Source organism: Vibrio sp. 2433-A1 (assembly GCF_056726085.1).
This window is the reverse complement of sequence record NZ_JBRESC010000008.1, coordinates 1-26372: the sequence shown is the minus strand read 5'-3', so window position 1 is coordinate 26372 and position 26372 is coordinate 1. Positions and strand designations below refer to the sequence as shown.

The window sequence follows — 26372 nt, the reverse complement described above, 5'->3', positions numbered from 1 at the left end:
ATTTTTCTTGTTTCCGTACTACGTTTTAGTTGTTCGTGCAGTTTTCGGTCGTTAGCGACTGATTCGAACGTGGTTAAACCAAATACGGACATTAAAAATGAATATTAAATTATTAGCCGCAACCATCGCGGCAACAGCATGTGGTACAAACGCTTTCGCAGCCGAAATCTACAACAGCGAAGGTTCAACAATTTCTCTTGGTGGTTATGTCGATGTGGGTATCGGTGAATACGGTAGCAGCGACGAAGTTGAAGTCCACCAAGTGTCACCTCGACTGAATGTGTCTGGTACACAAGATGTTGGTAACGGCATCACGGTTGATGTAAAAGGTGAATGGGCGCTGGACTACTTAGATGGTGGCGATACCTCATTCACAACTCGTCTTGGTTACATTGGTATGACGCATGATCAGGCGGGTCGACTAGCATTGGGTACACAATGGGCCCCTTACTATGACGTCGCAGGCGTGGCTGATATGCCAATCGCGTTTGCTAATGACTTTCTTTATGTGAACCACGGTAACCTTGCGACAGGGCGTGGTGACAAGATGGTCACTTACCGTAAAGGCCTTGCCTTTGGTGAAGATATGTCACTGGACTTTGGTCTGGGTTGGCAAGGCAAGCATACTGAGACGGGCACCAACGCTGGCGTTTATGACGCTCGTGGCCAAATCGCGGTTTCATTTTCAATGATGGGTGCTTCTTTAGGTTACGTTTATAACGGCGGTGAAGTGAACAACGTGGATGCTGAGTCTAATGCTGTCTCACTCAAGTATGGTAGTTATGGTGACGGTATATACGCTGCTCTGGTCTATGCGATGAACGACCAGTTTTATGATGGCCTGTACGAGTCAGACCAATATGAAGCGTTATTCGCGTATGGTTTAGGTAACGGTCTGAACCTGAGCGTGAACTATGAAAATGTTGAAGCAAAAGCGTTGTCATCTTCAAGCAAGCAAACCCAGTATAGTCAAAGCGCGCTTCAAGCTGAATATAACTTCACACCTAAACTGGTTGGTTTTGCTGGTTACCAGATTGATTTAGGTGATGACGACCCAGCGACCGAAGACGATGATAAATGGACGATTGGTGCACGTTACTTCCTATAACAACGATTCTACTGCCTTAACACAATAATCGTGTTGACGCCTATCCACATTTGGGTAGGCGTTTTTCTATCTAGAGGCAAAGCTTATCTTGTCGCGATAACTATCAATATTGTTGGCATAGCTCTTAATTTTATTCCCTAAAGCAACACTTTAACGTTTAGTTCGATTAGAATACGAGCAATTTATTAGTGACATCAAGGATGGTGAGATGACTTCAGTTAAACTTGGAAATACCCATGTTACGCCGACAAAAATAGTTTGTGTTGGCCGCAATTATCTAGAGCATATCCAAGAGCTGAACAATGCCATTCCTGAGCAAATGGTGGTGTTTTCTAAACCACCGACATCTATTTCCTCTCAGCTAAATGCCTTCCATCATGAACGCCTACACTATGAAGCCGAGATCTGTTTTATTGTTCAACAAGGCGAACTCGCAGCCGTTGGCTTAGGCTTAGATCTGACCAAGCGTGAACTTCAGTCGAGCTTGAAATCGAAAGGGTTACCGTGGGAGCGAGCAAAAGCATTTGACGGTTCTGCGGTATTTAGCCGTTTTGTCCCGCTCGATGGGATTGATATTGAGTCACTCGAAATCGAACTCTTCATTAACTGTGTTCGAGTACAAAAAGGCTCGGTGAAACAGATGATGTACCCACCGCAAGCGATCCTAGATGAGTTAAAAACCTATACTACTCTTTGTGATGGTGACATTATCATGACTGGGACACCACAAGGTGTCGGCGAAGTACACACCGATGATGTTTTCTTAGCGCGTTTAAAGTTAGCCGACACCGCGTTGATTGAAATTGAATGGGTCGCGCAGTAAATTCCGCTTTACCTTCCCCTATGGTTAAGCTTTATCTTTAAAAAAAACATCAATCATAGGAAGCAGAAAAATGGGATGTTGCAATCAAGCGCCTAAAGGTGGAAGTACTAATCTTGGTTTGTTGATTAAAAGTATCGCAGTGTTGGCCGCGATACTTTTTTTATTGGCCGCACTCTTTGGCTAGAGCAGTTTTAAGCATAAAAAGAGTACCATGCTGACAATTGTAGTGAGCAGAACGTTCTGGGTTTTCCAAGCCAGCAGCGCAGCCGCGATCGCGCCAATAAGATAGGGGTTTGATGGTGCCAGCCATAGCTCTTTTTCTGGCATAAATACGATGGGTGCCCAAATAGCCGTCAGTACGGCTGGGCTCGAGTATGCCAGCAATCTTTGAGCAGCTGGATTTAAGCGTAAAGGCAGCTTGGGTTCAAGAAACAGGTAACGGCTTAAAAAGACCAACACTGTCATGGCAAGAATCGACCACATGATCATGACTGCTCTCCTTTTAACTGTTCAGCGCAGTAGCCAGCCAACATGCCAGCGACACTTGCTATCATTAATCCTGATTCAATCCCCTGAGCGAAACAAAATACCGATGTAACCAATGAAACAGCGACTGCAATCAGGGTGGGAGAGGTTTTTACATTCGGTACGACAATGGCAATAAAGGTCGCTGCAACTGCAAACTCAAGCCCTAGTTCATTGAGGGCAGGGATGTAACTGCCGGCAACGATCCCGGCAAAGGTCGCCATGTTCCAACACAGATAAAAGCTCAACCCGGCGCCTAATGCATACCAACGATTAAACTGTTTTTCTGGTTGCTGGCCGCATATGGCAAATAGTTCGTCTGTCAGAAGAAAGCCCAGTCCTAATCGCCATTTTAACGGTAAGGGGGCGATGCGATCTCGCATAGAAACGCTATAAAGTAGATGACGTGAAGTAATAAACAGTATCGCAAGCAACATGGTGGCAAGCGATGCGCCCGCTTTGAACATTCCTGTGGCGACTAATTGTGCTGAGCCAGCGAAGAGAATCGCCGATAGTGCTTGGCTCTCGACAATGGTTAGCCCTGACTCAATGGCAAAAGAACCCGCCAGTAATCCCCAAGGAATGACTGCGACACTTAACGGCACCATCGCGAGCGTACCTTGCCAGAAGAGCTGTGAGCGGCTTAAGGATAGATTGGATTCAATAGTCATGGTGCTCATAATTATCTTCAGAGTTAGTGAGTGGTCAGGATATTTACTCACGGAAATCGTTTGTGGGCTTGTACATTATTGCCCAGCCACTATCGATGTTTAGGTGCCGATGAACTGTTTAGGGGTTACCCCCATAGCGCGCTTGAAGTGTCGATGAAAATGGCTTTGATCATGAAATCCACATTCTTGCGCGACATCTGAAATCGTTAATCCTTTGCGAAGGAGCTGTTTGGCGACTCTTAACCTCGCTTGGATCTGATAAGCGTGAGGAGGCAACCCAAAGGCTTGCTGAAAGCTTCGAGTGAGATAATACGGGCTTAGCCCTGCGAGCTTTGACAGGTCATCTAGACTGACATCCGCTTGAGGGAAGTCATCAATAAAATCCTTAACCAATAGCAACTGCTTTTGACTGTGAGTCTTTGGCTGCCAATCAAGCTTGGTTTTACTGTGGCGAGAAACAAGTTTGACGAGCGTGCCGTAGATTAAGGTCTCTCTGAGTAATTTATTGTCAGATTGCGCAAGCGTATCGAACACCAGTCGAAGCTGCTGGGCAAGTTCTGGATCATAGACAACAGGTTCCGGAAAGTAAGGGATAGATGACCCTGGGGTAAGCCCTTCAGTTATTTTTTCAAACTGCTCGGGTAAAGGGTACATGGCTTTGTATTCCCAGCCCCCTTCAGTTGCCGTCTGTCCATTATGCACTTCGTCGGCATTAACCAGAATGATGCTATCTTGCGGAGCAATGTGGTTCCCACCGGTTCGATAAAAGCGCTGAGCCCCTTTTTCGATTACCCCAATGGTATAGCCTTCGTGACTATGACGAGAAAAGTTCTGATTCGTGTATTTGGCATCAAGCAATTCAAGCCCACCTAGCTCATTGGCTAACTGAAAGCTGGCTGACTCTTTCTTACCGTGATTTGTCATGAGCTCTCCTTGCGCTTTTCACATTACTCGGTGGACTGTTCAGTTTAGCTTAAAGCGAACCGTTATTTTTGTACAAAATTGCTCAATGTGACTGAAGTGATTTTAATTATGCGTATCGATTTATATACCGATTTAGTGATGTTGTTTTTACTGTTTATCATGGATTTTAATGTTTTGTTGAACTAAAATCCTGCCCCTTCCTGTTTCTGTGAAATTATAACGATGATTGATTTTTCTGTGCTGCCGGTCTACCTCACCGCAGTCATCGCGCTCCTTTTACTGCCGGGGCCTGATATGTTATTGATTGCTAGCTCAAGTATGAGCTACGGTCGTAAAGTAGGTATTTTTGCTAGTTTAGGTAACGCAACGTCGGGCATCATCTTAACCTTACTTGCTGCATTAGGAGTCTCTGCTCTTATCGCCATGAGCCCTGTTGCGCTAAAAGCTCTGCACTTACTTGGTGGTGCATACCTGTTGAAGATGGGTTGGGACTGTTTACGTGCAAGTGCCGCCGATGCGCCTGAAATGGACGGAAGCAGCAAAGTTGCCACAACCTTTTATCAGCGCGCCTTGGTGAGTAATCTACTGAACCCAAAAGCACTGGTATTCTTTGTCATGTTCTTGCCTCAGTTTGTATCGAGTAATATTGCTGCCAGCTCGGGTGAGCAGATGCTGGCGCTAGGCTTGTTGCTTAATGTGTTAGGTTTACTGTTCAACTTCTTATTGGTTGCGTTAGTTGGAACATTAGGTAAACCTTTGTTAGAAAACGCAAAGTTTCGAACTTATCAGCATAAATTTATGGGGGCGGTATTTGTCGTTCTAGCCCTTTGGATGCTAAGCTCATTTGCGAGCTAACTCAGCCTGATACAGTTAAATTGAGCCAGCGTTCGCTGGTTTTTTTGTGTCTAAAGGATAGGAAGTAAAGGAAGTAATTATGAATGTGCAGTTTACCCTCAACCCGCCAAAGAACATTAAAGATGTCATCTACAATGGGCTTAAAGCATTCAACTTAAAGCATTTTCCAGATGAAGATGTGACGAGCCTTGCTTGCTATATCGAAGATGAAGCAGGGGATTTTGTCGGTGGATTAACCGGTGAGATATTTACCAATACCTTGTTTGTTGAGTTTCTTTGGGTTGATGATCGCAAGCGTCATGCGGGTATCGGCTCCATGCTTATGGAACGATTAGAAAAAGAAGCGGTCAAATTCGGCGTAACGGATCTTTATCTTGATACTTACAGCTTCCAAGCTCCTGATTTTTATAAGAAGCTTGGTTTTGTCGAAGTGGGTCGATACACCAACTTTCCGACATCAGATATCGATAAGGTTTTCTTACAAAAGAAAATTGTGTAATGCGATTCTTGCAATACACTAACAATGTTTCTTATTAGCTTGTCATAATCCGCAGGCATTATTAACTGGCGATTGATTACTTTGCTCAAACACTTTGCTACGACTAAATCGGCGAAAATCACTCTGATGCTTATCGGATGGGTTTTTGCTATCTGTTTGTCGCAAAATGCAGGCTGGCAATCCGTATGCGAGTTTAAATATTCCGCGCTTGCTGACCTCGCCCATATCTCTAAATCTCCTTCTGATATTGGTGAACAATGCGATTTGACTGAAAAGCTGTTGAGCAGCGCACAAGTGAACCTAGAGCATGTCGTCATCTCTATGTTTGTTGTTGTTCTAATTGTCGTCGCATGGTTTGTCTTAACGCGAAGCGCCACACCTCAATTTACCGAGCCGATTGTCCCTCGGCGACGGCTACATTTAACTTTTTGTGTGTTTAGAGAATAACGATAGTTCCAACTAACTTTTTGTTAGGGCACTGCTCTATCTGTTATTTTTTCACCCGCTTTGGGTGATGTAATTGGACACATAAATGAATAATCGAACGAATTCTTTACTTCGTGCCGCTCAGCGCATGTTGCTGCTGATGAGTGCACTACTGTTTTCTGTGGCGTCTTTCGCTCAGACGGAAACGGGCTGGCTAACCAACCCTAATCATCCACCGGTGAAAACACGGTTTGTTTTAACCGGGCAAATGAACCCTGCCGATAAAACCGTTGAAGGCTTTTTAGAAGTCGACCTTTCAGGAGACTGGAAGACCTACTGGCGATCTCCGGGAGAGGGCGGCATTGCCCCAAGTATTAATTGGGATAAATCCACTAATCTTAACAACGTTGATTGGCATTGGCCTCACCCAGAGCATTATAGCCTGTTGGGTATTAACACCCTTGGCTACAAAGGCGATGTCGTTATCCCAATGACGCTGCATGTCGACGACTTAAATCAACCAGTATTGATTGATGCCAAGTTGACGCTGTCATCGTGCACCACGATTTGCGTGTTGACTGACTATCCGCTTTCACTGTCATTTACACCCAATGAGTTAACCGTTTCTGAACAGGCGATGTATATCCATGCTCAAGCGATTAGCATGGTACCTAAACCATCACCGCTGATTAGTGATCAAAAAGCGAAGTGGGATAAACGCACCAATCAGCTTGAAGTGACGTTGACCAAATCATTAGGTTGGCAAAAGCCAGATGTGATCATTGATAGTAGTGAAGAGGCGATCAGCGACTACAGCTATAAGCTCAAAACGATAGATGTTGAAGGTGATACGCTGACCGCTATTTTCGAAGTATCGACTTGGCTGGGCGATATCGATCTGACCGAACAGTCGATCAACATTACGATTAAAGATACGGACTTTATCGCTGAACAGACTGCGCCAGTCTCTATCGGTGTCATTTCTAATGTTTCGGCCGACCTCAGCCTTATCGAAATGATCGGATTTGCAGTGCTTGGCGGTCTAATCCTTAACGTGATGCCTTGTGTACTACCGGTATTAGGTATGAAGCTCAGCGGAGTCATTGCCGCGCAAGGTCTGGAGCGTCGTAAGATTCGTTTGCAGTTCTTAGCCTCGTCCGCGGGCATTTTAACTTCGTTCTGGCTACTGGCTGCGTTCCTATTGATCTTAAAACTAACCGGCAGTGCGATTGGTTGGGGTATTCAATTCCAAAGCCCATGGTTCATCGGCTTTATGGTGATGGTCACTGCGTTGTTTGGCGCGAATATGCTTGGCTTGTTTGAGATTCGACTCTCTTCTGGTACCAACACTTGGCTCGCGTCAAAAGGTGATAACTCTTACGGTGGTCACTACCTACAAGGTATGTTTGCAACGCTATTGGCGACGCCATGTTCGGCTCCTTTCTTAGGTACAGCGGTTGCTTTCGCTTTAGCGGCTAGCGCGTTAGATATGGTGGCAATTTTTACTGCGCTAGCAATCGGCATGGCACTGCCTTGGATTGTGGTTGCGCTGTTCCCAGGCCTGGCTTCTTACCTGCCTAAGCCAGGTGTGTGGATGAACAAGGTCAAGTTGCTGTTTGGTGTAATGATGCTAATTACCAGTGGCTGGTTGGTTTATCTTCTTGCTAATCACTTGCCTATCTTCTGGATAGTGATGATTGTGGCCATGGCATTCGTATGGATCTTGGCGCGAATCAAACAGGTCTACGGCAATAAAGCGCTGGCTATTTCTGGTTCGGTTTCTTTGGGGCTTTTAGCTGGTGGATTGATCCTGGGTAGTGTCACCACTGATCATTGGTCAACACCACTCCCTGACGATCTACCGTGGAAGCCTTTGTCGAATGAAGCTATCGAAAACTCTGTCGCGCAAGGCAAGACCGTGTTCGTCAACGTGACGGCGGATTGGTGTGTGACCTGTAAAGCCAACAAGATTGGTGTGATTTTACAAGACCCAGTATACAGCGCACTACAGCACTCAAATGTGGTGACGATCGAAGGGGATTGGACGCATCCAGATGGTAAAGTCACTGACTACCTAAGAGCCAATGGTCGTTTTGGAGTGCCATTTAACATTGTCTATGGACCTAACGCTCCGGAAGGCATTCCACTGCCTGTCATTTTAACATCGGATGCGGTGATGTCTGCGTTGAAAAGCGCAAGTGGAGAGGGGAGCTAATGAAAACTAAAGCATTGCGCTGGGCAAAAGAACTCTCGCTCTATTTGTTGCTAGCTATAGCTATTACCACTGCGGTTGATATTTATCGCAGTCAAAATGTGCCTATGGATAAAACGCCCGATCTTGTCGGTTATGACCAAAACGGGGAAATGGTCGATGTGATCGAGATGAGTTACGAATCACCCGTGGTTGTCTATTTTTGGGCAACGTGGTGTTCGGTTTGTCGCTTTGTTAGTCCAACCGTGGACTGGGTTGGCCAATATTACCCCGTAGTAGCGGTATCAGGAGCTTCCGGTTCGACCGCTAGGGCAGACGCTTTCAAGACCGCAAAGGGATATCAATTTACCAATATCAATGACGAAGACTCATCGCGTTTTAGGCAGTGGGGTATCACTGTCACGCCAACCATATTCATAGTCAAAGATGGAACAATCCAATCCGTTACTACAGGCATTACGACTCCGCCTGGATTGTTGGCTCGTCTTTGGTTAAATCAATAGGAAAAGAATTCATGTTAAAACAACTTACGTTAGCCTTAGCTATCAGCTCGCTTATTGCTCTGCCGGCGTTTGCGGCTCCACAAGACAAAAAGATTGCTGAAATAGTCGAGATGTTAGAAGGCAACCCTCAGGTGGTGGATGCATTGCACGAGAGCCTAGGTATGTATATCAAACAGCAACAGCAGTTTAGTCAGCTATTGGAAAGCAGTGACAAGTATCTTAACGACCCTAGTCATACTTATATGGGCGCTGAGAATGGTGACTTTACGTTGATTAATGTCACTGACTTTAGTTGCCCATATTGTAAGAAGCTAGATGCCGAACTAGAAAAGCTGGTTGAGAACCACCCTAACATCAAAGTGATTAACCTCTATGTTCCGCTGAAAGAAGGGACTGATTCACTTAGCTCATCGGCTTATGCGCTTAATGTTTGGAAAAATAATCGAGACAAGTTTGAGCAAGTTAATGATTTATTGATTGCCAAGCCGGGCGTACACAATATGACATCACTGATGAAAATTGCGCAAAAAACCGGAACAACCGATCAGCTAAACGTTAGTGATGAGGTTAAAAAGCAACTTGAGAACAACTACACAATGTTTAATGCTTTAGGTCTTCGTGGTACGCCAGCCTTAATCTATGGCGAGCAAGTTATTCCGGGTTATTTACCTTACCCACAGTTGGAAGAAATACTGAAAGAAGAGCTGTAATCATATGAAGTTGCCGTTGGTTACTCAGTAACGGAACAATAAATCCCTACTAAAATAAGTAGGGATTTATTGTTTTATAAAGACTTATTTGTGATTAATCTTCAGCAGAACCCGCCATTGCTTTATAAACAACCGCGCCAAGCAGAGCACCAATAATTGGCGCTACCCAGAATAGCCACAGTTGAGATACTGCCCAATCACCGACAAATACCGCTACACCCGTACTACGTGCTGGGTTTACAGAAGTATTGGTTACCGGAATACTGATTAGGTGAATAAGCGTTAGACCTAGGCCGATAGCAATAGGAGCAAAACCTTGCGGCGCACGCTTATCTGTTGCACCTAAGATGATTACTAAGAATGCCATTGTCATTACAACCTCAGTCACCAACGCTGCGGTCAAAGAGTATTGGCCTGGTGAATGTTCGCCGTAACCATTTGACGCAAAGCCTGAAGCCGCTACGTCAAAGCCCATTTGACCGCTAGCAATCACGTAAAGAACGCCGCCTGCGATTACGCCACCAAGTACTTGAGCGATGATGTAAGGCGCTAGCTCCTTCGCTTCAAAGCGACCGCCTGCCCATAGACCGATACTAACTGCTGGGTTTAAGTGACAGCCAGAAATATGGCCAATCGCGTAAGCCATCGTTAGAACGGTTAAACCGAATGCGAAAGAAACGCCTAGCAGGCCAATACCAACATCTGGAAATGCAGCAGCCAGTACAGCGCTACCACAGCCACCGAGAACCAGCCAAAATGTGCCGAAACACTCGGCGATATATTTGTTCATAATCGTTCCTAAACAAAAAGAAAAAACAATAAAAGACTGATAGTTATCAGCAATGCTTGATCAGTTAAGTTCACTCTTATGAATTCTGTGTCGCTTGATTGTTATTTTCTTGTAAGGTCTCATTTATTGGTCATATATACAGCAATAAACTGACTATTTTGGATAAGCATTACATTTATTGAGCGGGTAAATGTAGGATTTGGCTGAATGCCCCTAGTAGCAGGGGCATTCCTTGGTGAAGGGCTAGATCAAGCTATGTTGATGTTCAGAAATCAGCATTCCCATTGACTCAGACGCTTTATCTTGAACATGTTCAAAACTGTCTGATTCATCGAAAGACTCAATGACTTCGTAATAGCATTTAAGCTTAGGCTCAGTCCCTGAAGGTCGAACAATAACGCGAGCGCCACAAGAGAGATGGTAGATCAATACATCACTAGCAGGTAAGTCGATGCTTTCACTGCGGCCATCAGAGAACTGACGAGTGAGTGATTTAAGATCTTCGGTGACCACTACTTTACTGCCTGCAATCATACTTGGAGGATCGGCACGAAGCTTGTCGCCTACAGGCGGTGCTTTAGGATCTAGAGCAATACTACGTTGAGCATTAAGATACATACCATGCTGGCGATAGAGTGCTTTGAGCTGATCCCAAATGGTTTTACCTTGGCTCTTTAGCTCTGCGGTCAACTGCGCAAACGCGACTAGGGCAGACAAACCATCTTTGTCCCAAACTTTACTCCCAACGGTATAACCAAGCGCTTCCTCATAAGCGAATAAGAACGCGCGATCCCCAGTTTGCTTTTGCATCGCAATGTTGGTCAGCCATTTAAAGCCGGTCAAAGTTTGGTAGTACTCAGCGCCATGGGATTGCGCAATTTTCTTAAGCAGAGTGGATGAAACAATGGTATTACCAACCAGTGACTTAGCTGCATCAGATTTCGATAATAAGTAATGGCCAAACAGTGAGCCCACTTGGTCTCCAGTGAGCATTTGATAGTCGCCATCTGGTTTACGGACTGCGACAGCAAAACGGTCTGCGTCGGGATCGTTCGCGCATGCTAGCTCTGCACCGTATTGCTTGGCGAGTGCCATCACCATATCCATTGCGCCGGATTCTTCTGGGTTAGGGAAGTTAACGGTTGGGAAGGTGCCATCAGGCTCTCTTTGCTCTTTGACGCTATACACTAGAGTAAAGCCCGCATCAGCAAGCAGGGTTTCAGCCATGTCAGCCCCAACTCCATGCATTGCTGTGTAGGCGATCCCAATCGACTCTGGTTGAGTGTGGTTGGTAAGCAGAGTGTTGCTATTCATTGTTTGGCGATAAGTTTGGTAATAGTCCTCTTTGAGCCAAACAAGTAGGTCGTGTTTTTCCGCGTCATCCAGTGCCATTAAAGGGATAGGCTTGGTCGCCGCGGTATCGATCTCGGCGGCAATGCCCGAATCATGCGGCGGAATAATTTGTGCACCGTTTTCCCAATAAACCTTAAAGCCATTATATTCTGGTGGGTTGTGGCTCGCTGTCACCACAACAGCTGCTGCCGCATTCAAGTGGGTAACGCCAAATGCCACGATCGGTGTCGCTGCTACGGCGTGAGTTAAATATACTTTGATACCCAGTGCAGTAAGAACCGAGGCGGTATCATGAGCAAATTGTTTTGAATCAGTACGGCCATCATAGCCAATCACAACGCCACGTGATTGAGCGTTACTCACTTGCTTAATCAGGTAGTGACCAAGCCCTGTCGCGGTTTCTTGGATTACCAATCGGTTCATTCTGTTTGGGCCACAGCCGACTTTTCCTCGTAGCCCAGCAGTACCGAACTCAAGTCGTTGGCTGAATCTATCTTCAAGTTCAGTAAATGCTTTTTCATCAATAAGGTGTTGTAGTTCTTCTCTTGTATGCGGGTCGGGATCTTTTTCTAACCAGTTGGTCACTATGTCTATCATGATGTTCTTACCTTTTCATGCCTCAAGTCAGCTTTAACTTAAGTCTATGTTAATTACACAAAGTTGTTAGATTTTAATTGATATTGATTATCATTTGCGAGAGCGCAATCGCTAAAACTTACTTGCTTAGGAGAGTTGTCATTTCTAATTGGACTTTCTTGCACAATTGAAAAACGCCAACTAGCTTTTATTAACATAAATATAACAAATTACATTAAATTTGCTGTTTGAAAGGAAATAAATAAGTCCAAAGGCTGATTGGTACTTTCTTGCGTATTTAGGCACTCCGAGCGGGAATGAGTACTAGCATCACGGTTGATGACTCTGGCATAGGAGAAGTCTTTTGAAAAGTTCACCCGTTTCACTGTGGCGATTGAGTAGTATCTTGTTGGTTGGTTTTACCGCTTCTGTTGCTGCAGAAGAGAGCGCCTACAACATGACGCAAGGTGTGACCGACATCAGCGAAAAGGTCTATGACCTTCATATGCTGATCTTTTACATTTGTTGCGTCATTGCGGTCATCGTATTTGGTGCGATGTTCTATTCCATGTACCACCACCGTAAATCGAAAGGTGCGGTCGCTGCTCATTTCCATGAAAGCACCAAAGTCGAAGTCATCTGGACTGTCATCCCGATCATTATCTTAGTCTTGATGGCCATACCTGCGACCAAAACCTTGGTGGCGATGGAAGATACCTCCCAATCTGATCTGACGGTCAAAATCACTGGCTCTCAATGGAAGTGGCACTACAGTTACTTCGGCGAGGATGTGGAATTCTTTAGTCTACTTGCGACCAGCCAAAAAGCCATCGACGGTATTGAAGAAAAAGGCGCACATTACCTACTCGAAGTGGATAACCCACTCGTGTTGCCAATCAATCGAAAAGTGCGTTTCTTGATGACGTCTGATGATGTTATCCACTCATGGTGGGTGCCAGATTTCGCAGTTAAGAAAGATACGATCCCTGGATTTATCAATGAAGCTTGGACACGTATTGATAAGCCAGGCGTGTATAGAGGTCAATGTGCTGAACTGTGTGGCCGTGCTCATGGCTTTATGCCGATAGTGGTTCACGCTATGGAAGAAAGCGAATATGACGAATGGCTATTGGCGAAGAAAGCCGAGTTAGAACAAGCCAAGCAAGAGGCCGCCGCATCTTTGACTGCTTCGTTGTCGATGGATGAATTGATGGCAATAGGAGAGAAAGTTTATGTCGATCGATGTGCCGTTTGTCACCAAGTGAGTGGCGCGGGGATTCCAGGGGCGTTTCCTGCCATTAAAGGAAGTAGCGTCGCGACAGGCAGTGTCGACGGCCATATCGATATTGTAGTGAATGGACGAGCAGGAACCGCGATGCAAGCCTTCGCAAACCAATTGACGGAAAAAGAGATTGCTGCGGTAGTGACTTACCAACGTAACGGTCTAGGAAATAGTGTCGGAGATATGGTTCAAGCATCGGATGTGAACCAATTTAAGGCGTCTAAGGAGGGGCAATGAAAACGTCCAAACCTGATTCTGTAGTTGAAGATAAAACCAAATCAGCACCTGTCACCGACGCTGATATTGCTCGCGCCAACAGCTCAATTGCAGCTGATGTGGATGAGCATGATCACCATGAGCCGCCAAAAGGGATAACGCGCTGGCTCTATTCCACTAACCATAAAGATATTGGGACGCTTTACCTATGGTTTAGCTTCATCATGTTCTTAACTGGTGGAGCGATGGCAATGATCATTCGCGCGGAACTATTCCAGCCCGGTTTGCAGTTGGTGGAGCCGCAGTTTTTTAACCAGATGACCACGGTTCATGGCTTGATCATGGTGTTTGGTGCGGTGATGCCTGCCTTTACTGGGCTAGCCAACTGGATGATCCCAATGATGATTGGTGCGCCAGATATGGCGTTGCCGCGGATGAACAACCTTAGCTTCTGGATTCTGCCGTTTGCTTTTGCCATTTTACTGGCTTCGTTATTTACCGAAGGTGGCGGCCCCGATTTCGGTTGGACTTTTTACGCACCGCTTTCTACTACCTATGGACCTGACAGTACCGCCTTGTTTGTTTTCTCAGTGCATATCATGGGGATCAGCTCGATCATGGGCGCAATCAACGTGATCGTGACCATCGTTAATATGCGCGCACCGGGTATGACTTGGTTCAAAATGCCAATGTTTGTTTGGACATGGCTTATTACCGCTTTCTTACTCATTGCCGTGATGCCGGTACTCGCCGGGGCCGTCACCATGGTGTTAACTGACAAATACTTTGGAACTTCATTCTTCGATGCGGCGGGTGGCGGTGATCCGGTGATGTTCCAGCATATCTTCTGGTTTTTTGGTCACCCGGAAGTGTACATTATGATTTTGCCATCATTTGGAATAATTTCAGCGATTATCCCAGCATTTAGTGGCAAAAAGCTCTTCGGCTATCACTCGATGGTCTACGCGACCTGTAGTATCGCATTGCTGTCATTTTTAGTCTGGGCTCACCATATGTTCACCACTGGGATGCCAGTGTTTGCTGAACTCTTCTTTATGTATTGCACCATGCTTATCGCCGTGCCCACTGGGGTTAAAGTGTTTAACTGGGTAGCGACTATGTGGCGCGGGGCGATGACGTTTGAAACGCCGATGTTGTTTGCCATCGCCTTTATCATTTTGTTCACCATTGGTGGTTTCTCTGGCTTGATGTTGGCGATTGTTCCGGCTGATTTCCAATACCATGATACCTATTTTGTTGTGGCGCATTTCCACTATGTATTGGTGTCGGGGGCAGTGTTCTCGATTATGGCGGCGGCGTATTACTGGCTACCGAAATGGACCGGAAATATGTATGACCACAAACTCAGCCTGTGGCACTTTTGGTGCTCGGTGATTTCAGTCAATGTGTTGTTTTTCCCAATGCATTTCTTAGGACTGGCGGGTATGCCAAGACGAATACCCGATTATGCGATTCAGTTTGCCGATGTGAACCAGATTGTCTCGATAGGTGGTTTTGCCTTTGGATTGTCACAGCTGATCTTCTTATGGCTGGTCATCAAGTGCATCAAGGGCGGTGAAAAAGTGTCTGCTAAACCTTGGGAACGAGCAGAAGGTTTAGAGTGGACAGTGCCGAGTCCAGCTCCTCATCATACTTTCTCTACGCCACCAAAAGTGGACTAGGTGGCGACCATGGATGGACAAGCGAAATCAAATCATAAATTGACCTTAAAACTGTGCGTTGCGGTGCTAGCGATGTTTGGTTTTGGTTTCGCCCTTGTGCCTCTTTACGATGTGATGTGCGATGCGCTTGGCATTAATGGTAAGACCAACAGTGAGTCGGTTCTGCAACCGCAAGGTATGGTGCCTGATACCTCTCGGCTGATTCGAGTTGAATTCATGGCCCACAATAATCAAGGCATTCCTTGGTCATTCACGCCAGCACAAACTTCAATGGACGTTCATCCAGGCCAAGTGATCCAGACGGCTTACTTGGCGAAAAACCTTTCCAGCCAAGAGATTGTTGGCCAAGCTGTGCCATCGGTTTCACCCGGTTTGGGGGCGAGCTATTTTAATAAAATCGAATGTTTTTGCTTCAACCAACAACCGTTGCAAGCGAAGACAAATGCTGAAATGCCTCTGATTTTTTATATCGAACCTGATATTCCCGAATCCATTCATACGCTAACGCTGTCTTATACCCTTTACGACATTACCGATAAGACAGCCCCGCAAGAGATAGCGAACACTTCACCAGCAATTGCAAGTGAAGTGATGCAAGGAGCAACACAATGAGTTCTAAACATCAGCCTTATTACGTTCCCGCTCAAAGTAGTTGGCCAATTGTTGGCGCGATATCTTTATTCCTTATCGCGGTCGGTGCCGGACTGACGGTACAAAACATGGCAGAAGGAGGCGATGGGAGCGTCTTCGGTAAGCTGATTTTGTTATCAGGCTTTCTGTTCTTGCTGTATATGTTCGCAGGTTGGTTTAGTAACGTGATTACCGAATCGATGAGTGGTAAATATTCGGCTCAGATATCACGTTCATTTCGCCAAGGAATGAGTTGGTTTATCTTCTCCGAGATTATGTTCTTTGGTGCATTCTTTGGTGCCTTATTTTACGCGCGAATCATTTCGGTGCCTTGGCTAGGAGGCGCTGGTAATAATGAAATGACGCATGAGGTGTTATGGCCAGCTTTTGAAGCATTGTGGCCGCTGACGTTGACTCCCGGAGGCGATACGACCACGGCAATGTCTTGGAAGGGAATTCCGCTGATCAATACGCTGTTACTATTGGCGTCGTCAGTCACACTGCACTTTGCCCACGTTAGCCTAGAAAAGAACAAGCGAATGGCGCTCATCGTCTGGTTGGAAATCACCATTGTTCTCGCGTGTTTCTTCTTGTATTACCAAGGAGTTGAGTACGCTCATGCTTATCAAGATTTAGGGCTGACATTGCAATCAGGCGTTTATGGCAACACCTTCTTTTTATTGACGGGTTTCCATGGCATGCACGTATTTTTGGGTACGACTATTTTGATTGTCTTGCTGGCTAGGGTCGCTAAAGACCACTTTACGCCCAAAGACCACTTCGCTTTTCAAGCGGGGAGCTGGTACTGGCACTTCGTTGATGTGGTATGGCTGTGTTTATTCGTCTTTGTTTATGTGATTTAACGTTAGGGTAAGCCGCTTAATATGGCCGGACATTCGGTTCGATAAAACCAGAAAGTAGAGCAACAACCATTAGTACGACAGCGAGGGCTGAAAGAAATACGCGACGACCTAAATAGAAACTCATTGGTTTGTCATCTTCTAGTGAGTCGTCGGACTCTTCTTCATCGTTTGAGTTGGGGCCTTTGACCATTTCAAACATTGCTCGGCCAAGGTTGATTAGGATGAAAAGCAGTAGCAGCACTAATACCAGTTTAAAAATGAATACCATGAGGAGCTCCTTTTTTGCTCAGCTCAATACCAGACGTGTTTGGGTTGTTGTTCTTTTAACTGTGGTTGCCTTTTCAATATTGGTCAACTTGGGGTTGTGGCAGCTTTCGAGAGCTGAAGAAAAAAGATTAATAGAACAGCAGGTTAGTCAAAGGAATTCGCAAAAATGGATTTCGCTAGGGCAAATATCGGCAGATCAGCTAGCGATACCAACTGGCGTAAAAGTCGAGTTTCAAGCGCTGCCAGTGAAAGATAGATATTTGTTACTCGATAATCAGAACTATCAAGGTGAGGTCGGTTATATCGCCTTGCAACTGGTCAAAGCTGAGGGTGGTGAATGGGTATTGCTGGAAAGAGGTTTCATTCACGCCCCTAGGTTAAGAACTCAATTACCAGAGGTGGATTGGTTGGTGAAACCAATGAAGGTGCAAGGGCGTTTATATCGAAAGTCGCCGAATCCACTTAGTCAGGATTTGTACCTAGAGCCGGGCGTCCCAAGTCGGATTCAGAACCTAAACTATGCCGAGCTAGAGAAGAGTTGGGGTATCGAACTAGCAAGATATGTTGTACAGCCGCAAGCCGACAACTGGCCTTACCCGCAACCTTGGCAACCTGTTGCGATGAAGTCGGAAAAACACCATGGATATGCGGTGCAATGGTTCTCAATGGCTGCTGCCCTATTACTGCTAAGTAGCATTATTTTGATTCGCTTGTTTAAGCAAGGAGCGCAAAGATGATTAATAACCCAGTCTATCGTGGCCGCATCATTTTCATCAGTCTTGTCGTGATGTTCGCGCTACCAGCTATTATGGCGAAAACAGTCCTTAGCCAGCATTGGTATAACTCTGGAGTGACCAATAAAGGTGAGCTAATTGAGCCACACTCGACACTCGACTCTTTCGGGTTAACTAATCCTTATCAGCAACAGCAGTGGCAACTGGGCTACGTTATTCCTGAAAAATGTGATGAGTTTTGTGAGCAGCAAATTTATCTGCTTGGGCAAAGCCACATTGCGTTAGGCAAGTATCAGCAACGTGTTCAACCTGTGCTTCTCATTACCCCAAATAGCGATTCGATTGAGATACCTCAAGGCAGCTACCAGAGACTGGAAGTCAATCAAGAGTTTGCCCAAGTTGTCGGTCAGTTTGAATTTGTGATTGTCGATCCTTTAGGGCAGTTGGTGATGCGTTACCCAAAAGTTGATTCGCAATCGGAGTTGGTTCCTCAGAGCAAGGGCTTACTGGCAGATCTACGTAAGCTTTTAAAACTATCGCGTGTTGGGTAAGGGAGGAGTTTAGGTATGAAACTGATTAATCTTATTCGTTTTAGCCTGTTCCTCACCTTTGTTGTGGTGATGCTTGGAGCATACACAAGACTTGCTGATGCCGGGTTGGGTTGTCCTGACTGGCCCGGTTGTTACGGACAACTTACCGTACCGAGTGAGCAACATGAGATTGCTCTAGCCAAGACACTTTATCCCGCCTTGATAGTCGAAGCAGACAAAGCTTGGCTTGAGATGATTCACCGCTACTTTGCTGGCACCCTCGGGCTTGTCGTTTTTGTCATCACCTTAGTTGGGATTCGCACTCGGATGCTTTCAACGATACTGGCGACGTCGCTTTCAGTTGTGGTGGTTTTTCAGGCGTTACTTGGAATGTGGACAGTCACCATGAAACTGATGCCCTTGGTGGTGATGGGGCATTTACTGGGTGGTTTTACCTTATTCAGTTTGTTAGCGCTTGCTTACTGGTCAGTTAAGTCGAATCAAGATTCAAAAAATTACACCTTACAGAATTTGGGACGGATTAAACCACTCGCGATAATGACGGCCCTTGTGGTTATTGGTCAAGTGGCCTTAGGTGGTTGGACATCATCTAACTATGCAGCGCTGATGTGTACCACGTTACCGATTTGTCAGGGCGATTGGGTGTCCCACTTAGATTTCAAACATGCTTTCGATTTGATTCAACCTGAAAAAGAGAGCTATGAATTTGGCACACTCGATTATGGGGCGAGGATGACCATTCATGTTACCCACCGTATTTGGGCCGTGGTGGTGACACTTTTCACTGTGGCACTGGCGATACAGTTGATTCGATATGGGAGCAATGTTGTTCGTCGTAACGGTCAAATCATCTTAGCGCTGTTAACGTTACAAATCGCACTAGGCGTTGGTAACGTGGTATTGAGCTTACCGCTGGCCATTGCTGTGGCGCATAACCTAGGTGCTGCGATGTTGCTACTTTCAGTGTTGAGGGCAAACTACCTAATCTGGCAACTCTCTAATGTGTACTCGACACGATCTGTGGAACAACAAGGAGAATACTCATGAGCAAATCGATAAGTGTTACTTCTATCCCCCACAAAGCCTTATGGCGAAGCTATTTATCACTGACGAAGCCGAAAGTGGTCGCCTTGATGTTGCTTACCGCGCTGGTTGGTATGTGTTTAGCGGTTCCGGGAGCAGTGCCGATTCAAGGTACCGTTCTTGGCTTGCTAGGGATTGGTTTGATGGCAGGTTCAGCGGCTGCGTTCAATCACCTGATTGACCAAAGAATCGATGCGATTATGGCGCGTACTTACAAGCGTCCACTGCCTTCCGGTGAGATCAAATCAAGCCATGTGTTTGCTTTTGCTTTAGCTATCGGGGTGGTTGGGTTCGTTATACTCTATGCTGGCGTCAATGCTTTAACTGCTTGGCTCACGTTCGCGAGCTTACTGGGCTACGCCGTGGTTTACACGCTCTACTTAAAACGAGCAACGCCGCAAAATATTGTCATAGCGGGGATTGCGGGGGCGATGCCGCCGTTATTGGGCTGGACTGCTGTGACAGGTGAACTGCATGCTCATGCTTGGTTGTTGGTGATGATCATCTTCATTTGGACGCCACCACATTTTTGGGCGTTGGCAATTCACCGTAAAGATGATTACGCCAAAGCCGACATTCCGATGTTGCCTGTGACGCATGGTGTTGAATACACCAAAACATCGATTTTGCTCTATACGATCCTGTTGTACCTAATATGCCTGTTGCCTGCTTTGGTTGGAATGACTGGGATCTTCTATCTTACTGCCTCGACAGCACTATGTTCGTTGTTTGTCTGGCATGCATGGAAACTGAAGTACACCAATGACGAGAGTCGAGCGATTAAGACATTTGTCTTCTCCATCTACCATTTGATGTTGCTTTTTGTGGCTTTGTTGATCGATCACTACATTATGTAGCCAGCTCTTACCAGCTTAAGCATCTTATCGTTGTAGGTGCTTAAGGCTACGTTTTTCAATGCGTTTAAAGATAAAAGAGAGTATTAGGCATAGGATTAGATACGCGAGCCCGACGATGAGCCAGATTTCGAAAATTAACCCAGACGAGTTTGCCATTTCTGTGCCAACAAACGTCATTTCTTGAATCGAAATCAGTGACACAATTGAGGTGTCTTTTATTAGTGATATCGCTTGTCCTGCGAGGGCCGGAGTGATTGCCGCCAATACTTGAGGAGCAATAACATAACGGTATTTCACCCAAGTGGATAAACCTAACGAGTCTGCCGCTTCCCACTGGCCTTTCGGGATGCTCGTTAAACCAGAGCGTACCACTTCTGCCACATAGGCAGAAGAAAGTAACCCGACACATAAGATCCCTGAGAGTAGATTTTCCCATAGGTTGGCTGGACCAAAAAGAACGCTTTGAATACCGTTAATTTCACCATTGTGATTGCGCAGTAAATCGTTGAGGCCAAGCAAAGGGATTAGTTGGTTCGAGATGAAAAAGTAGAAAATAAACACAAATACCAGCGGCGGTATATTACGAATGAGCTGGATGAATGCATTGGCTGGAAGGCGCAAAATGGCGATGTCCGATTGCCTTGCAACTCCGAGCGCAGTCCCCAAGCTTAACGCGAGTAACATCCCCCAAATGCTGATGCGTAGTGTCGAAATTAACCCTTGGATAAAGTATGGCAGTGAGCCATCAGAGCGAGGTGTAAAAATTAATGTCAGCGCGTCTTGCCAGCGCCAGTTGTAGTTTACTCCCACGTCAGACCGACCATATAACCAATATGCCACGGCTAACAGAATCAGAATGAGCACAGCATCGAGTTTATTGAGTGTGCGTTTTGATTCATTTGATGTTGGATGAGGGAGTAATTTAGCTTTTGACACGTTGAGTGATTTCCTAGCGTGATTTCTTAGCAGCATGGCCCTACCCATTTTACTGGGTAGGGCGACCGCAATTATTGACCAGAGGCGATTTGATTTTGCCAATCAAGGGTAGAGAACCAGTATTCGTAGCGCTCTTTCAACCAGCCATCGTCGGTACGGGCTTGGATCCAAGCGTTGAAGAAGGCTTCTTTGTCAGTTTCGCCTAAGCGTACTGCAAACGCTTCGTTACCTTGAGATAGGCGTTCAGTGAAAGGAATAAACAGTTTATCGCTGTTTTTCACTGTTTCATGTTCTGGCTTAGGGCTAGAGGCGATAACCGCATGAGCGTTGCCATTTAGCACTTCTTGAAATGCTTGTGCATCGTCGTCAAATTGAAGAATTTTTGCTTTCGGGAAAGTTTCACGAGCCACTTGAACAGTATGAGCACCTCGGCGAGCGGCAATCTTTACACGGCGTGAGTTAAAGTCACTAAATTCGGAGAAACCATTCGCTAGTTCTTTATTAGCAGCAATTTGAACACCTGAATGAGAGTAAGGCGCTGTAAATAGTACGCTCTTAGCGCGCTCAGGGGTAATACTCATACCACCGATGATCACATCAAATTTTTGCGCCAGTAGCGCTGGAATGATGCCGTCCCAAGCGGTTGGAACAAACTCTACTTTCCAGCCGGAGTCTTTTGCTAGCCTTTTCGCTACATCAATCTCAAAGCCGATTAAGTCACCTTGCTTGTCTCTCATTGCCCAAGGGACGAAGGTCGACATTCCTACTCTTAATGTTCCACGATCATTAATTTTATCGAGGTTAGGGGTTTCAGAGGCGATGCTCGGTAAGCTGATCGCCAAGCCTAATAATGCGGTAATAGCGGCTTTAAAACCTTTACCCTTTAACAAAGCTCTTCCTAAGTTTTGCATAGTTATTTCCTTTATTGTGTGCGCCAACTAGCGCCAAGTTTATGTTCCATCCAAGCAGAAAGTCCTGACAACATCAGCGTCAGAGAAAGATAAATAGCGGCCACAGTGAACCAAATTTCAAAAGGCATCGCGGTTTCTGAGACGATGTTACGTCCCTCAGTGGTTAAATCAAAAATGGCCATCACACTTACTATTGAAGAGTTTTTTATTAGTGACACCACTTCGTTGGTGAGCGGCGGTAAAGTTCGTTGTAACAGCTGCGGGAGAATGACATCATAGAAAGTATAAAATGGGTTGAGTCCAAGTGACTTTGCTGCCTCAAATTGCCCTTTAGGAATACTATTTAGACCACCACGGAATATTTCAGCGGTATACGCGCCCTGGAAAAGAGAAAGGGCTAATACAGCTGTCGAAAAACGGTCAAGACCAATCACCGGCCCAAATACGAAATACAATAGATAAATTTGCACTAGCAGTGGTGTGTTGCGAATTAGCTCCACGTAGACGTTCGCGATACCTCTACCGACCCTCGAATCAGATAGTTTGAGCGCGGCGGTTGTTAAGCCAATCAATAGCGTAAAGCAGAGACTTAAAGCCGAGATCTTAATAGTCACAATAAGGCCATCTAACAGTTCAGCCGGCCACCACTCGCCATCTTCAAAAAATAGGATGTAATCTGGCACACGCTCCCATTGCCACTGGTAGCCCATGCTTTTTGCGCCGGAATCTAACAGCCACACAATGCCAATCGCTAACAGGGCGATTTGCAGTAGCGCAGATAAAACAGGCTTAAATACGTTCATCATGGTTTAATGGCTCAAAATCTGTTGCAGAAACTGCTGAGTTCTTGGGTGGCTCGGGTTAGAGAACAATTGTTGTGGTGAGTTGATTTCGAGGATCTCTCCTTGATCCATAAAGATGACTCTATCGGCCACTTTGCGGGCAAATCCCATTTCGTGAGTAACACACATCATAGTGATGCCGTCATTAGCCAAATCAACCATAACATCTAAGACTTCTTGAATGGTTTCTGGATCCAAGGCAGAGGTCGGCTCATCAAACAGTAAAATCTCTGGCTGCATACACAGAGAACGTGCAATAGCGACGCGTTGTTGTTGGCCCCCTGAAAGTTGTATCGGGTACTTATTGGCCTGCTCTTCGATGTTCACGCGGCGAAGGAAGTGCATCGCTCGTTCGGTTGCTTCCGCCTTAGATAATCTGAGAGTGCGAATTGGTGCGAGAGTTAAATTCTCGATAACAGTGAGGTGCGGGAACAAATTAAAGTGTTGAAAAACCATCCCCACTTTGCCTGCCTTAGGTGCAAAATCGCTACTGCCAAGCACGGAAATGCTGCCGTTAGAGATTGAATCCAGCCGATTAACTGTACGAATTAAAGTGGATTTTCCAGACCCTGATGGACCACAGACTACGAGTATCTCTCCCTTCGATACTCTTAGGTTAATTCCTTTTAGCGCTTGGAATGTGCCGAACCACTTGTCGACATTATTAAATTCAATGGCGTTCATGCCCAATCTTATTTTGATTCTAGTTATATGCATACATTAGCAATATCAGCAAGATATTGCATCTTGCGTGCTGGCATTGTGCGTAAATCCTACTAAGAATAGTTAAATTATCTCGTGTGTAATGTTTTTTTTACACAATGCGTAAATCGTAAAAATATGGGAAATGTTGCCTTTTATTCAAAATAGTGCTTGCAAGCTAAGTTTTTGCTAGATAAGTTACACAGAACAGGAACAATAATGCATGAGCGTTTTTTCACCACCTCATTTCGGTGTAGCGCTCAAGTCGAGAGAAATAGGAAGAAGTAAGCGATGTTTCAAACTGATGATGTACGAATTAATAAATCAAAAGAATTATTACCACCAGTTGCGGTTTTAGAGAAGTTTCCAGCAACTGAATCTGCTTCTTCAACAACATTTCGTTCAAGAGAAGCTATCTCAAATATTTTAAAGGGTGATGACGACCGCTTGCTGGTTATCATTGGTCCGTGTTCAATCCATGATCCAGAAGCTGCGATTGAATATGGTAAGCGCTTAAAAGTTCTTCGTGATGAGCTTGGTGACCGCCTTGAAGTTGTTATGCGTGTTTACTTTGAAAAGCCGCGTACAACCGTTGGTTGGAAAGGTCTGATCAATGACCCGTACCTAAACGATACGTTTAAGATTAACGACGGTCTTCGCATGGGTCGTAAGCTACTGCTGGATCTGACAGATATGGGCATGCCAACGGCAAGCGAATTCCTTGATATGATTACCCCTCAATACGTAGCGGATCTGATCAGTTGGGGTGCGATTGGCGCACGTACGACTGAATCGCAAGTACACCGCGAGCTGGCATCGGGTATTTCGTGCCCAGTAGGTTTTAAAAATGGTACAGACGGCAATATCAAGATTGCATCTGACGCGATTCGATCTGCAGGCGCTTCACACCATTTCTTGTCGGTAACTAAGTACGGTCACTCTGCTATTATTGAGACTGCAGGTAACCCAGATTGCCATATCATCCTTCGCGGTGGTAAAGAGCCTAACTACAGTGCAGATCATGTTGGTGCCATTAAGCAAGAACTTGAAGCATCTGGCTTACCAAAAAAGGTGATGATTGACTTTAGCCACGCGAATAGTTCAAAGCAATACCAACGTCAGATGATTGTTGCAGAGGACGTAGCTGGTCAAATCTCAGGTGGTGAGGACTCGATCTTCGGTGTTATGATTGAATCGCACCTTGTTGGAGGTCGTCAGGACCTAGTTGCAGGTGAAACACTTACCTACGGTCAGTCTATCACTGATGCATGTATTGGTTGGGATGACACAGAGAAAGTACTTCGTCAGCTAGCTGATGCCGTTGCTGAGCGTCGTAACAACAAATAAGTGCGCTGTTAAGTAAATCCAAATCCTAGTTATAAAAATTAAAAGCTCCTTCGGGAGTAATGCCGATCAGTTAAGAAAAATTTTTGAGATCATTTGACCGATCCTCAAAAGGCTTCAAAATCCGATATTAGGAAACTAATATCGGATTTTTCATGTCTTTAGAAAGCCAACTTGCGAATACTTTTCGCTCATGCAATACCTTCCATCACTTTGACAAATACTCTGAGATCCTTAGTCCAGAGCTTATCCAGCAAGGTTTTGAAAAAGCTGGTGTAGCAACAGTGAGAAGAAGACGCTTACCCTTGGAAGCAGTACTTTGGTCCGTTGTAGGAATGAGTCTTTTTCGGCAACAATCTGTTTGGGATATCGCTAACCAACTTGATATTGTCCTACCAGACAAACAGCGCTTTGTTGCGCCAAGTGCTGTTGTCCAAGCGAGGCAGAGATTAGGCGAAGAAGGTGTTAAACAAGTCTTTAAGACGATGGCGGCTCAGAGTTATCAATCTTCTAAGTTTGAAACTTGGTGTGGACTCAATCTTCTATCTGTCGATGGTGTCGTTTGGAGAACGGCAGATACACCTGAAAATCATCAAGAGTTTAAAGCACAGCGTAATCAGTCATCTGAAAATATTTACCCTAAGATACGCATGGTTTGCTTGATGGAGCTTACAAGTCATCAGCTCATCGATAGTGCATTCTCTGACTATCGAACCAACGAAATGCGGCTTGCAGAAGAACTCATAGAACAAACGCCAGACCATTCTCTGACTATTTTTGACAAAGGATATTACTCTCTGGGACTGCTTAACCGATGGAACAAAGTCGGCCAAGAGAGGCATTGGATGCTCCCTGTGAGAAAAGACTTCCAGTATGAAGTCGTTCATAGGTACAGCAAGAGTGATGCAATCGTTGCGATTAAAACAACACCTCAGGCAAGAAAGAAGTTTAGTGAACTTCCTGATGTAGTTGAAGCAAGGTTAGTCTCAAAAATCATTAAAGGTAAGGAGTATCAGGTGCTTACATCAATGCGTGATGGGTTACGTTTTCCTGGCGAAGAAATCGTAGAGCTCTATCGTTATCGCTGGGAAATCGAATTAGGCTATCGGGAAATGAAGCAGACCTTACTTGACAGTGAGTATACATTGCGAAGCAAGCGTCCAGATATGGTTAAGCAGGAGCTCTGGGGTATTTTACTCGCCTATAACCTTATCAGGCAGGTTATGACAAAAGCGGCAAGTAGGTTAGATAGCGTCTGGCCAAATCAACTGAGCTTTACGAGTAGCGCTATGGCTGTGACGCAATACTTTGCAGCGTTGCCTTTAACAAGCCCAGGAAAGCTCCCTAAACACTATGAGGTATTACTAGAGCATGTATCCATGTTTATCTTACCGCCTCGAAGAGAAGATAGAAGTTATCCTCGATGGGTGAAGTTGAAACCCAAGAAGTACGCAACAAATAGAAAAAATGCCAGTCAGCTTAACTGACTGGCATTAC

28 protein-coding genes are annotated in these 26372 nt (G+C 45.4%); 18 read left to right on the top strand and 10 right to left on the bottom strand.

Annotated elements, in window-relative coordinates:
• Nucleotides 1-97 precede the first annotated feature (97 nt).
• Together ACU01J_RS09860 and ACU01J_RS09855 are read left to right on the top strand one after the other, a co-directional pair.
• On the top strand, nt 98-1108 hold the full coding sequence (locus tag ACU01J_RS09860) for a porin (protein ID WP_481085542.1): 1011 nt from the start codon (nt 98-100) through the stop codon (nt 1106-1108).
• Between the two features lie 208 nt (nt 1109-1316).
• Nucleotides 1317-1931 (top strand): fumarylacetoacetate hydrolase family protein, encoded by a 615-nt coding sequence (locus ACU01J_RS09855; RefSeq protein ID WP_481085541.1) that lies wholly within the window; start codon nt 1317-1319, stop codon nt 1929-1931.
• A gap of 180 nt (nt 1932-2111) precedes the next feature.
• Here ACU01J_RS09855 and ACU01J_RS09850 read toward each other — a convergent pair whose 3' ends face one another.
• The 3 genes from ACU01J_RS09850 to ACU01J_RS09840 form a co-directional block, all read right to left on the bottom strand.
• The gene (locus ACU01J_RS09850; RefSeq protein WP_481085540.1) at nt 2112-2420 is read right to left on the bottom strand and encodes an AzlD domain-containing protein; all 309 of its coding nucleotides are present in this window, start codon (nt 2418-2420) and stop codon (nt 2112-2114) included.
• Nucleotides 2417-3136 carry an AzlC family ABC transporter permease gene (locus ACU01J_RS09845; protein ID WP_481085539.1) on the bottom strand — a complete coding sequence of 240 codons (720 nt, stop codon included), beginning with the start codon at nt 3134-3136 and terminating at the stop codon, nt 2417-2419. The genes ACU01J_RS09850 and ACU01J_RS09845 overlap by 4 nt, the downstream gene beginning before the upstream one ends.
• 90 nt (nt 3137-3226) lie before the next feature.
• On the bottom strand, nt 3227-4051 hold the full coding sequence (locus tag ACU01J_RS09840) for an AraC family transcriptional regulator (protein ID WP_481085538.1): 825 nt from the start codon (nt 4049-4051) through the stop codon (nt 3227-3229).
• Nucleotides 4052-4273: 222 nt separating this feature from the next.
• On the opposite strand from ACU01J_RS09840, the gene ACU01J_RS09835 reads away from it, so the two are divergent.
• From ACU01J_RS09835 to ACU01J_RS09810, 6 genes are all read left to right on the top strand, one after another.
• The gene (locus ACU01J_RS09835; protein ID WP_481085537.1) at nt 4274-4906 is read left to right on the top strand and encodes a LysE family translocator; all 633 of its coding nucleotides are present in this window, start codon (nt 4274-4276) and stop codon (nt 4904-4906) included.
• Between the two features lie 79 nt (nt 4907-4985).
• On the top strand, nt 4986-5405 hold the full coding sequence (locus tag ACU01J_RS09830; RefSeq protein WP_481085536.1) for a GNAT family N-acetyltransferase: 420 nt from the start codon (nt 4986-4988) through the stop codon (nt 5403-5405).
• 72 nt (nt 5406-5477) lie between these two features.
• Nucleotides 5478-5852 (top strand): hypothetical protein, encoded by a 375-nt coding sequence (locus tag ACU01J_RS09825; protein ID WP_481085535.1) that lies wholly within the window; start codon nt 5478-5480, stop codon nt 5850-5852.
• An 85-nt stretch (nt 5853-5937) separates the two neighbouring features.
• Nucleotides 5938-8046, top strand: coding sequence for a protein-disulfide reductase DsbD family protein (locus ACU01J_RS09820; protein WP_481085534.1), 2109 nt, complete (start codon nt 5938-5940; stop codon nt 8044-8046).
• Entirely contained in the window at nt 8046-8546 is a 501-nt protein-coding gene (locus tag ACU01J_RS09815) for a protein disulfide oxidoreductase (RefSeq protein ID WP_481085533.1), read from the top strand. Before ACU01J_RS09820 ends, ACU01J_RS09815 begins: the two co-directional genes overlap by 1 nt.
• A gap of 11 nt (nt 8547-8557) precedes the next feature.
• Complete coding sequence (locus ACU01J_RS09810; protein ID WP_481085532.1) at nt 8558-9256, top strand: DsbA family protein; 699 nt, start codon at nt 8558-8560, stop codon at nt 9254-9256.
• Between the two features lie 94 nt (nt 9257-9350).
• Here the strand turns inward: ACU01J_RS09810 and aqpZ are convergent, their stop codons facing one another.
• Together aqpZ and ACU01J_RS09800 are read right to left on the bottom strand one after the other, a co-directional pair.
• Nucleotides 9351-10046 (bottom strand): aquaporin Z, encoded by a 696-nt coding sequence (gene aqpZ, locus ACU01J_RS09805; RefSeq protein WP_481085531.1) that lies wholly within the window; start codon nt 10044-10046, stop codon nt 9351-9353.
• A gap of 243 nt (nt 10047-10289) precedes the next feature.
• Nucleotides 10290-11996, bottom strand: coding sequence for a phospho-sugar mutase (locus tag ACU01J_RS09800; protein ID WP_481085530.1), 1707 nt, complete (start codon nt 11994-11996; stop codon nt 10290-10292).
• A gap of 373 nt (nt 11997-12369) precedes the next feature.
• On the opposite strand from ACU01J_RS09800, the gene coxB reads away from it, so the two are divergent.
• The 4 genes from coxB to ACU01J_RS09780 are packed head-to-tail and all read left to right on the top strand — an operon-like array spanning nt 12370 to nt 16648.
• Entirely contained in the window at nt 12370-13494 is a 1125-nt protein-coding gene (coxB, locus tag ACU01J_RS09795) for a cytochrome c oxidase subunit II (protein ID WP_481085688.1), read from the top strand.
• On the top strand, nt 13491-15155 hold the full coding sequence (ctaD, locus tag ACU01J_RS09790) for a cytochrome c oxidase subunit I (RefSeq protein ID WP_481085529.1): 1665 nt from the start codon (nt 13491-13493) through the stop codon (nt 15153-15155). Before coxB ends, ctaD begins: the two co-directional genes overlap by 4 nt.
• Nucleotides 15156-15164: 9 nt before the next feature.
• Entirely contained in the window at nt 15165-15767 is a 603-nt protein-coding gene (locus ACU01J_RS09785; protein ID WP_481085528.1) for a cytochrome c oxidase assembly protein, read from the top strand.
• Nucleotides 15764-16648 carry a cytochrome c oxidase subunit 3 gene (locus tag ACU01J_RS09780; RefSeq protein WP_481085527.1) on the top strand — a complete coding sequence of 295 codons (885 nt, stop codon included), beginning with the start codon at nt 15764-15766 and terminating at the stop codon, nt 16646-16648. The genes ACU01J_RS09785 and ACU01J_RS09780 overlap by 4 nt, the downstream gene beginning before the upstream one ends.
• 16 nt (nt 16649-16664) lie before the next feature.
• Here the strand turns inward: ACU01J_RS09780 and ACU01J_RS09775 are convergent, their stop codons facing one another.
• Nucleotides 16665-16916 (bottom strand): DUF2909 family protein, encoded by a 252-nt coding sequence (locus ACU01J_RS09775; RefSeq protein ID WP_481085526.1) that lies wholly within the window; start codon nt 16914-16916, stop codon nt 16665-16667.
• On the opposite strand from ACU01J_RS09775, the gene ACU01J_RS09770 reads away from it, so the two are divergent.
• The 4 genes from ACU01J_RS09770 to cyoE are packed head-to-tail and all read left to right on the top strand — an operon-like array spanning nt 16915 to nt 20140.
• The gene (locus ACU01J_RS09770) at nt 16915-17652 is read left to right on the top strand and encodes an SURF1 family protein (protein ID WP_481085525.1); all 738 of its coding nucleotides are present in this window, start codon (nt 16915-16917) and stop codon (nt 17650-17652) included. The genes ACU01J_RS09775 and ACU01J_RS09770 overlap by 2 nt on opposite strands.
• Complete coding sequence (locus tag ACU01J_RS09765; RefSeq protein WP_481085687.1) at nt 17652-18200, top strand: hypothetical protein; 549 nt, start codon at nt 17652-17654, stop codon at nt 18198-18200. The genes ACU01J_RS09770 and ACU01J_RS09765 overlap by 1 nt, the downstream gene beginning before the upstream one ends.
• Nucleotides 18201-18215: 15 nt before the next feature.
• Nucleotides 18216-19247 carry a COX15/CtaA family protein gene (locus ACU01J_RS09760; protein ID WP_481085524.1) on the top strand — a complete coding sequence of 344 codons (1032 nt, stop codon included), beginning with the start codon at nt 18216-18218 and terminating at the stop codon, nt 19245-19247.
• Nucleotides 19244-20140, top strand: a complete 897-nt coding sequence (cyoE, locus tag ACU01J_RS09755) for a heme o synthase (RefSeq protein WP_481085523.1) — start codon at nt 19244-19246, stop codon at nt 20138-20140. The genes ACU01J_RS09760 and cyoE overlap by 4 nt, the downstream gene beginning before the upstream one ends.
• Nucleotides 20141-20164: 24 nt before the next feature.
• On the opposite strand, the gene ACU01J_RS09750 is transcribed toward cyoE, so the two are convergent.
• The 4 genes from ACU01J_RS09750 to ACU01J_RS09735 all read right to left on the bottom strand — a co-directional run bounded on the left by ACU01J_RS09750 (nt 20165) and on the right by ACU01J_RS09735 (nt 23513).
• The gene (locus ACU01J_RS09750) at nt 20165-21076 is read right to left on the bottom strand and encodes an amino acid ABC transporter permease (RefSeq protein ID WP_481085522.1); all 912 of its coding nucleotides are present in this window, start codon (nt 21074-21076) and stop codon (nt 20165-20167) included.
• A gap of 71 nt (nt 21077-21147) precedes the next feature.
• The gene (locus ACU01J_RS09745; RefSeq protein WP_481085521.1) at nt 21148-21987 is read right to left on the bottom strand and encodes a transporter substrate-binding domain-containing protein; all 840 of its coding nucleotides are present in this window, start codon (nt 21985-21987) and stop codon (nt 21148-21150) included.
• Between the two features lie 11 nt (nt 21988-21998).
• Complete coding sequence (locus ACU01J_RS09740) at nt 21999-22793, bottom strand: amino acid ABC transporter permease (protein ID WP_481085520.1); 795 nt, start codon at nt 22791-22793, stop codon at nt 21999-22001.
• A gap of 3 nt (nt 22794-22796) precedes the next feature.
• Complete coding sequence (locus ACU01J_RS09735) at nt 22797-23513, bottom strand: amino acid ABC transporter ATP-binding protein (RefSeq protein ID WP_481085519.1); 717 nt, start codon at nt 23511-23513, stop codon at nt 22797-22799.
• A 309-nt stretch (nt 23514-23822) separates the two neighbouring features.
• On the opposite strand from ACU01J_RS09735, the gene aroG reads away from it, so the two are divergent.
• Together aroG and ACU01J_RS09725 are read left to right on the top strand one after the other, a co-directional pair.
• On the top strand, nt 23823-24878 hold the full coding sequence (aroG, locus tag ACU01J_RS09730; protein ID WP_481085518.1) for a 3-deoxy-7-phosphoheptulonate synthase AroG: 1056 nt from the start codon (nt 23823-23825) through the stop codon (nt 24876-24878).
• A 152-nt stretch (nt 24879-25030) separates the two neighbouring features.
• Complete coding sequence (locus ACU01J_RS09725) at nt 25031-26362, top strand: IS4 family transposase (protein ID WP_481084253.1); 1332 nt, start codon at nt 25031-25033, stop codon at nt 26360-26362.
• Nucleotides 26363-26372: the final 10 nt, after the last annotated feature.

Coding starts and splice junctions, on each gene's coding strand:
- aroG (WP_481085518.1), top strand. CDS start 23,823: ATGTTTCAAACTGATGATGTACGAATTAATAAATCAAAAGAATTATTA.
- aqpZ (WP_481085531.1), bottom strand. CDS start 10,046: ATGAACAAATATATCGCCGAGTGTTTCGGCACATTTTGGCTGGTTCTC.
- ACU01J_RS09810 (WP_481085532.1), top strand. CDS start 8,558: ATGTTAAAACAACTTACGTTAGCCTTAGCTATCAGCTCGCTTATTGCT.
- ACU01J_RS09845 (WP_481085539.1), bottom strand. CDS start 3,136: ATGAGCACCATGACTATTGAATCCAATCTATCCTTAAGCCGCTCACAG.
- ACU01J_RS09830 (WP_481085536.1), top strand. CDS start 4,986: ATGAATGTGCAGTTTACCCTCAACCCGCCAAAGAACATTAAAGATGTC.
- ACU01J_RS09800 (WP_481085530.1), bottom strand. CDS start 11,996: ATGATAGACATAGTGACCAACTGGTTAGAAAAAGATCCCGACCCGCAT.
- ACU01J_RS09860 (WP_481085542.1), top strand. CDS start 98: ATGAATATTAAATTATTAGCCGCAACCATCGCGGCAACAGCATGTGGT.
- ACU01J_RS09745 (WP_481085521.1), bottom strand. CDS start 21,987: ATGCAAAACTTAGGAAGAGCTTTGTTAAAGGGTAAAGGTTTTAAAGCC.
- ACU01J_RS09770 (WP_481085525.1), top strand. CDS start 16,915: ATGAGGAGCTCCTTTTTTGCTCAGCTCAATACCAGACGTGTTTGGGTT.
- ACU01J_RS09855 (WP_481085541.1), top strand. CDS start 1,317: ATGACTTCAGTTAAACTTGGAAATACCCATGTTACGCCGACAAAAATA.
- ACU01J_RS09850 (WP_481085540.1), bottom strand. CDS start 2,420: ATGATCATGTGGTCGATTCTTGCCATGACAGTGTTGGTCTTTTTAAGC.
- ACU01J_RS09725 (WP_481084253.1), top strand. CDS start 25,031: ATGTCTTTAGAAAGCCAACTTGCGAATACTTTTCGCTCATGCAATACC.
- ACU01J_RS09735 (WP_481085519.1), bottom strand. CDS start 23,513: ATGAACGCCATTGAATTTAATAATGTCGACAAGTGGTTCGGCACATTC.
- ACU01J_RS09760 (WP_481085524.1), top strand. CDS start 18,216: ATGAAACTGATTAATCTTATTCGTTTTAGCCTGTTCCTCACCTTTGTT.
- ACU01J_RS09840 (WP_481085538.1), bottom strand. CDS start 4,051: ATGACAAATCACGGTAAGAAAGAGTCAGCCAGCTTTCAGTTAGCCAAT.
- cyoE (WP_481085523.1), top strand. CDS start 19,244: ATGAGCAAATCGATAAGTGTTACTTCTATCCCCCACAAAGCCTTATGG.
- ACU01J_RS09835 (WP_481085537.1), top strand. CDS start 4,274: ATGATTGATTTTTCTGTGCTGCCGGTCTACCTCACCGCAGTCATCGCG.
- ACU01J_RS09775 (WP_481085526.1), bottom strand. CDS start 16,916: ATGGTATTCATTTTTAAACTGGTATTAGTGCTGCTACTGCTTTTCATC.
- ACU01J_RS09820 (WP_481085534.1), top strand. CDS start 5,938: ATGAATAATCGAACGAATTCTTTACTTCGTGCCGCTCAGCGCATGTTG.
- ACU01J_RS09740 (WP_481085520.1), bottom strand. CDS start 22,793: ATGATGAACGTATTTAAGCCTGTTTTATCTGCGCTACTGCAAATCGCC.
- ACU01J_RS09785 (WP_481085528.1), top strand. CDS start 15,165: ATGGATGGACAAGCGAAATCAAATCATAAATTGACCTTAAAACTGTGC.
- ACU01J_RS09780 (WP_481085527.1), top strand. CDS start 15,764: ATGAGTTCTAAACATCAGCCTTATTACGTTCCCGCTCAAAGTAGTTGG.
- ctaD (WP_481085529.1), top strand. CDS start 13,491: ATGAAAACGTCCAAACCTGATTCTGTAGTTGAAGATAAAACCAAATCA.
- ACU01J_RS09815 (WP_481085533.1), top strand. CDS start 8,046: ATGAAAACTAAAGCATTGCGCTGGGCAAAAGAACTCTCGCTCTATTTG.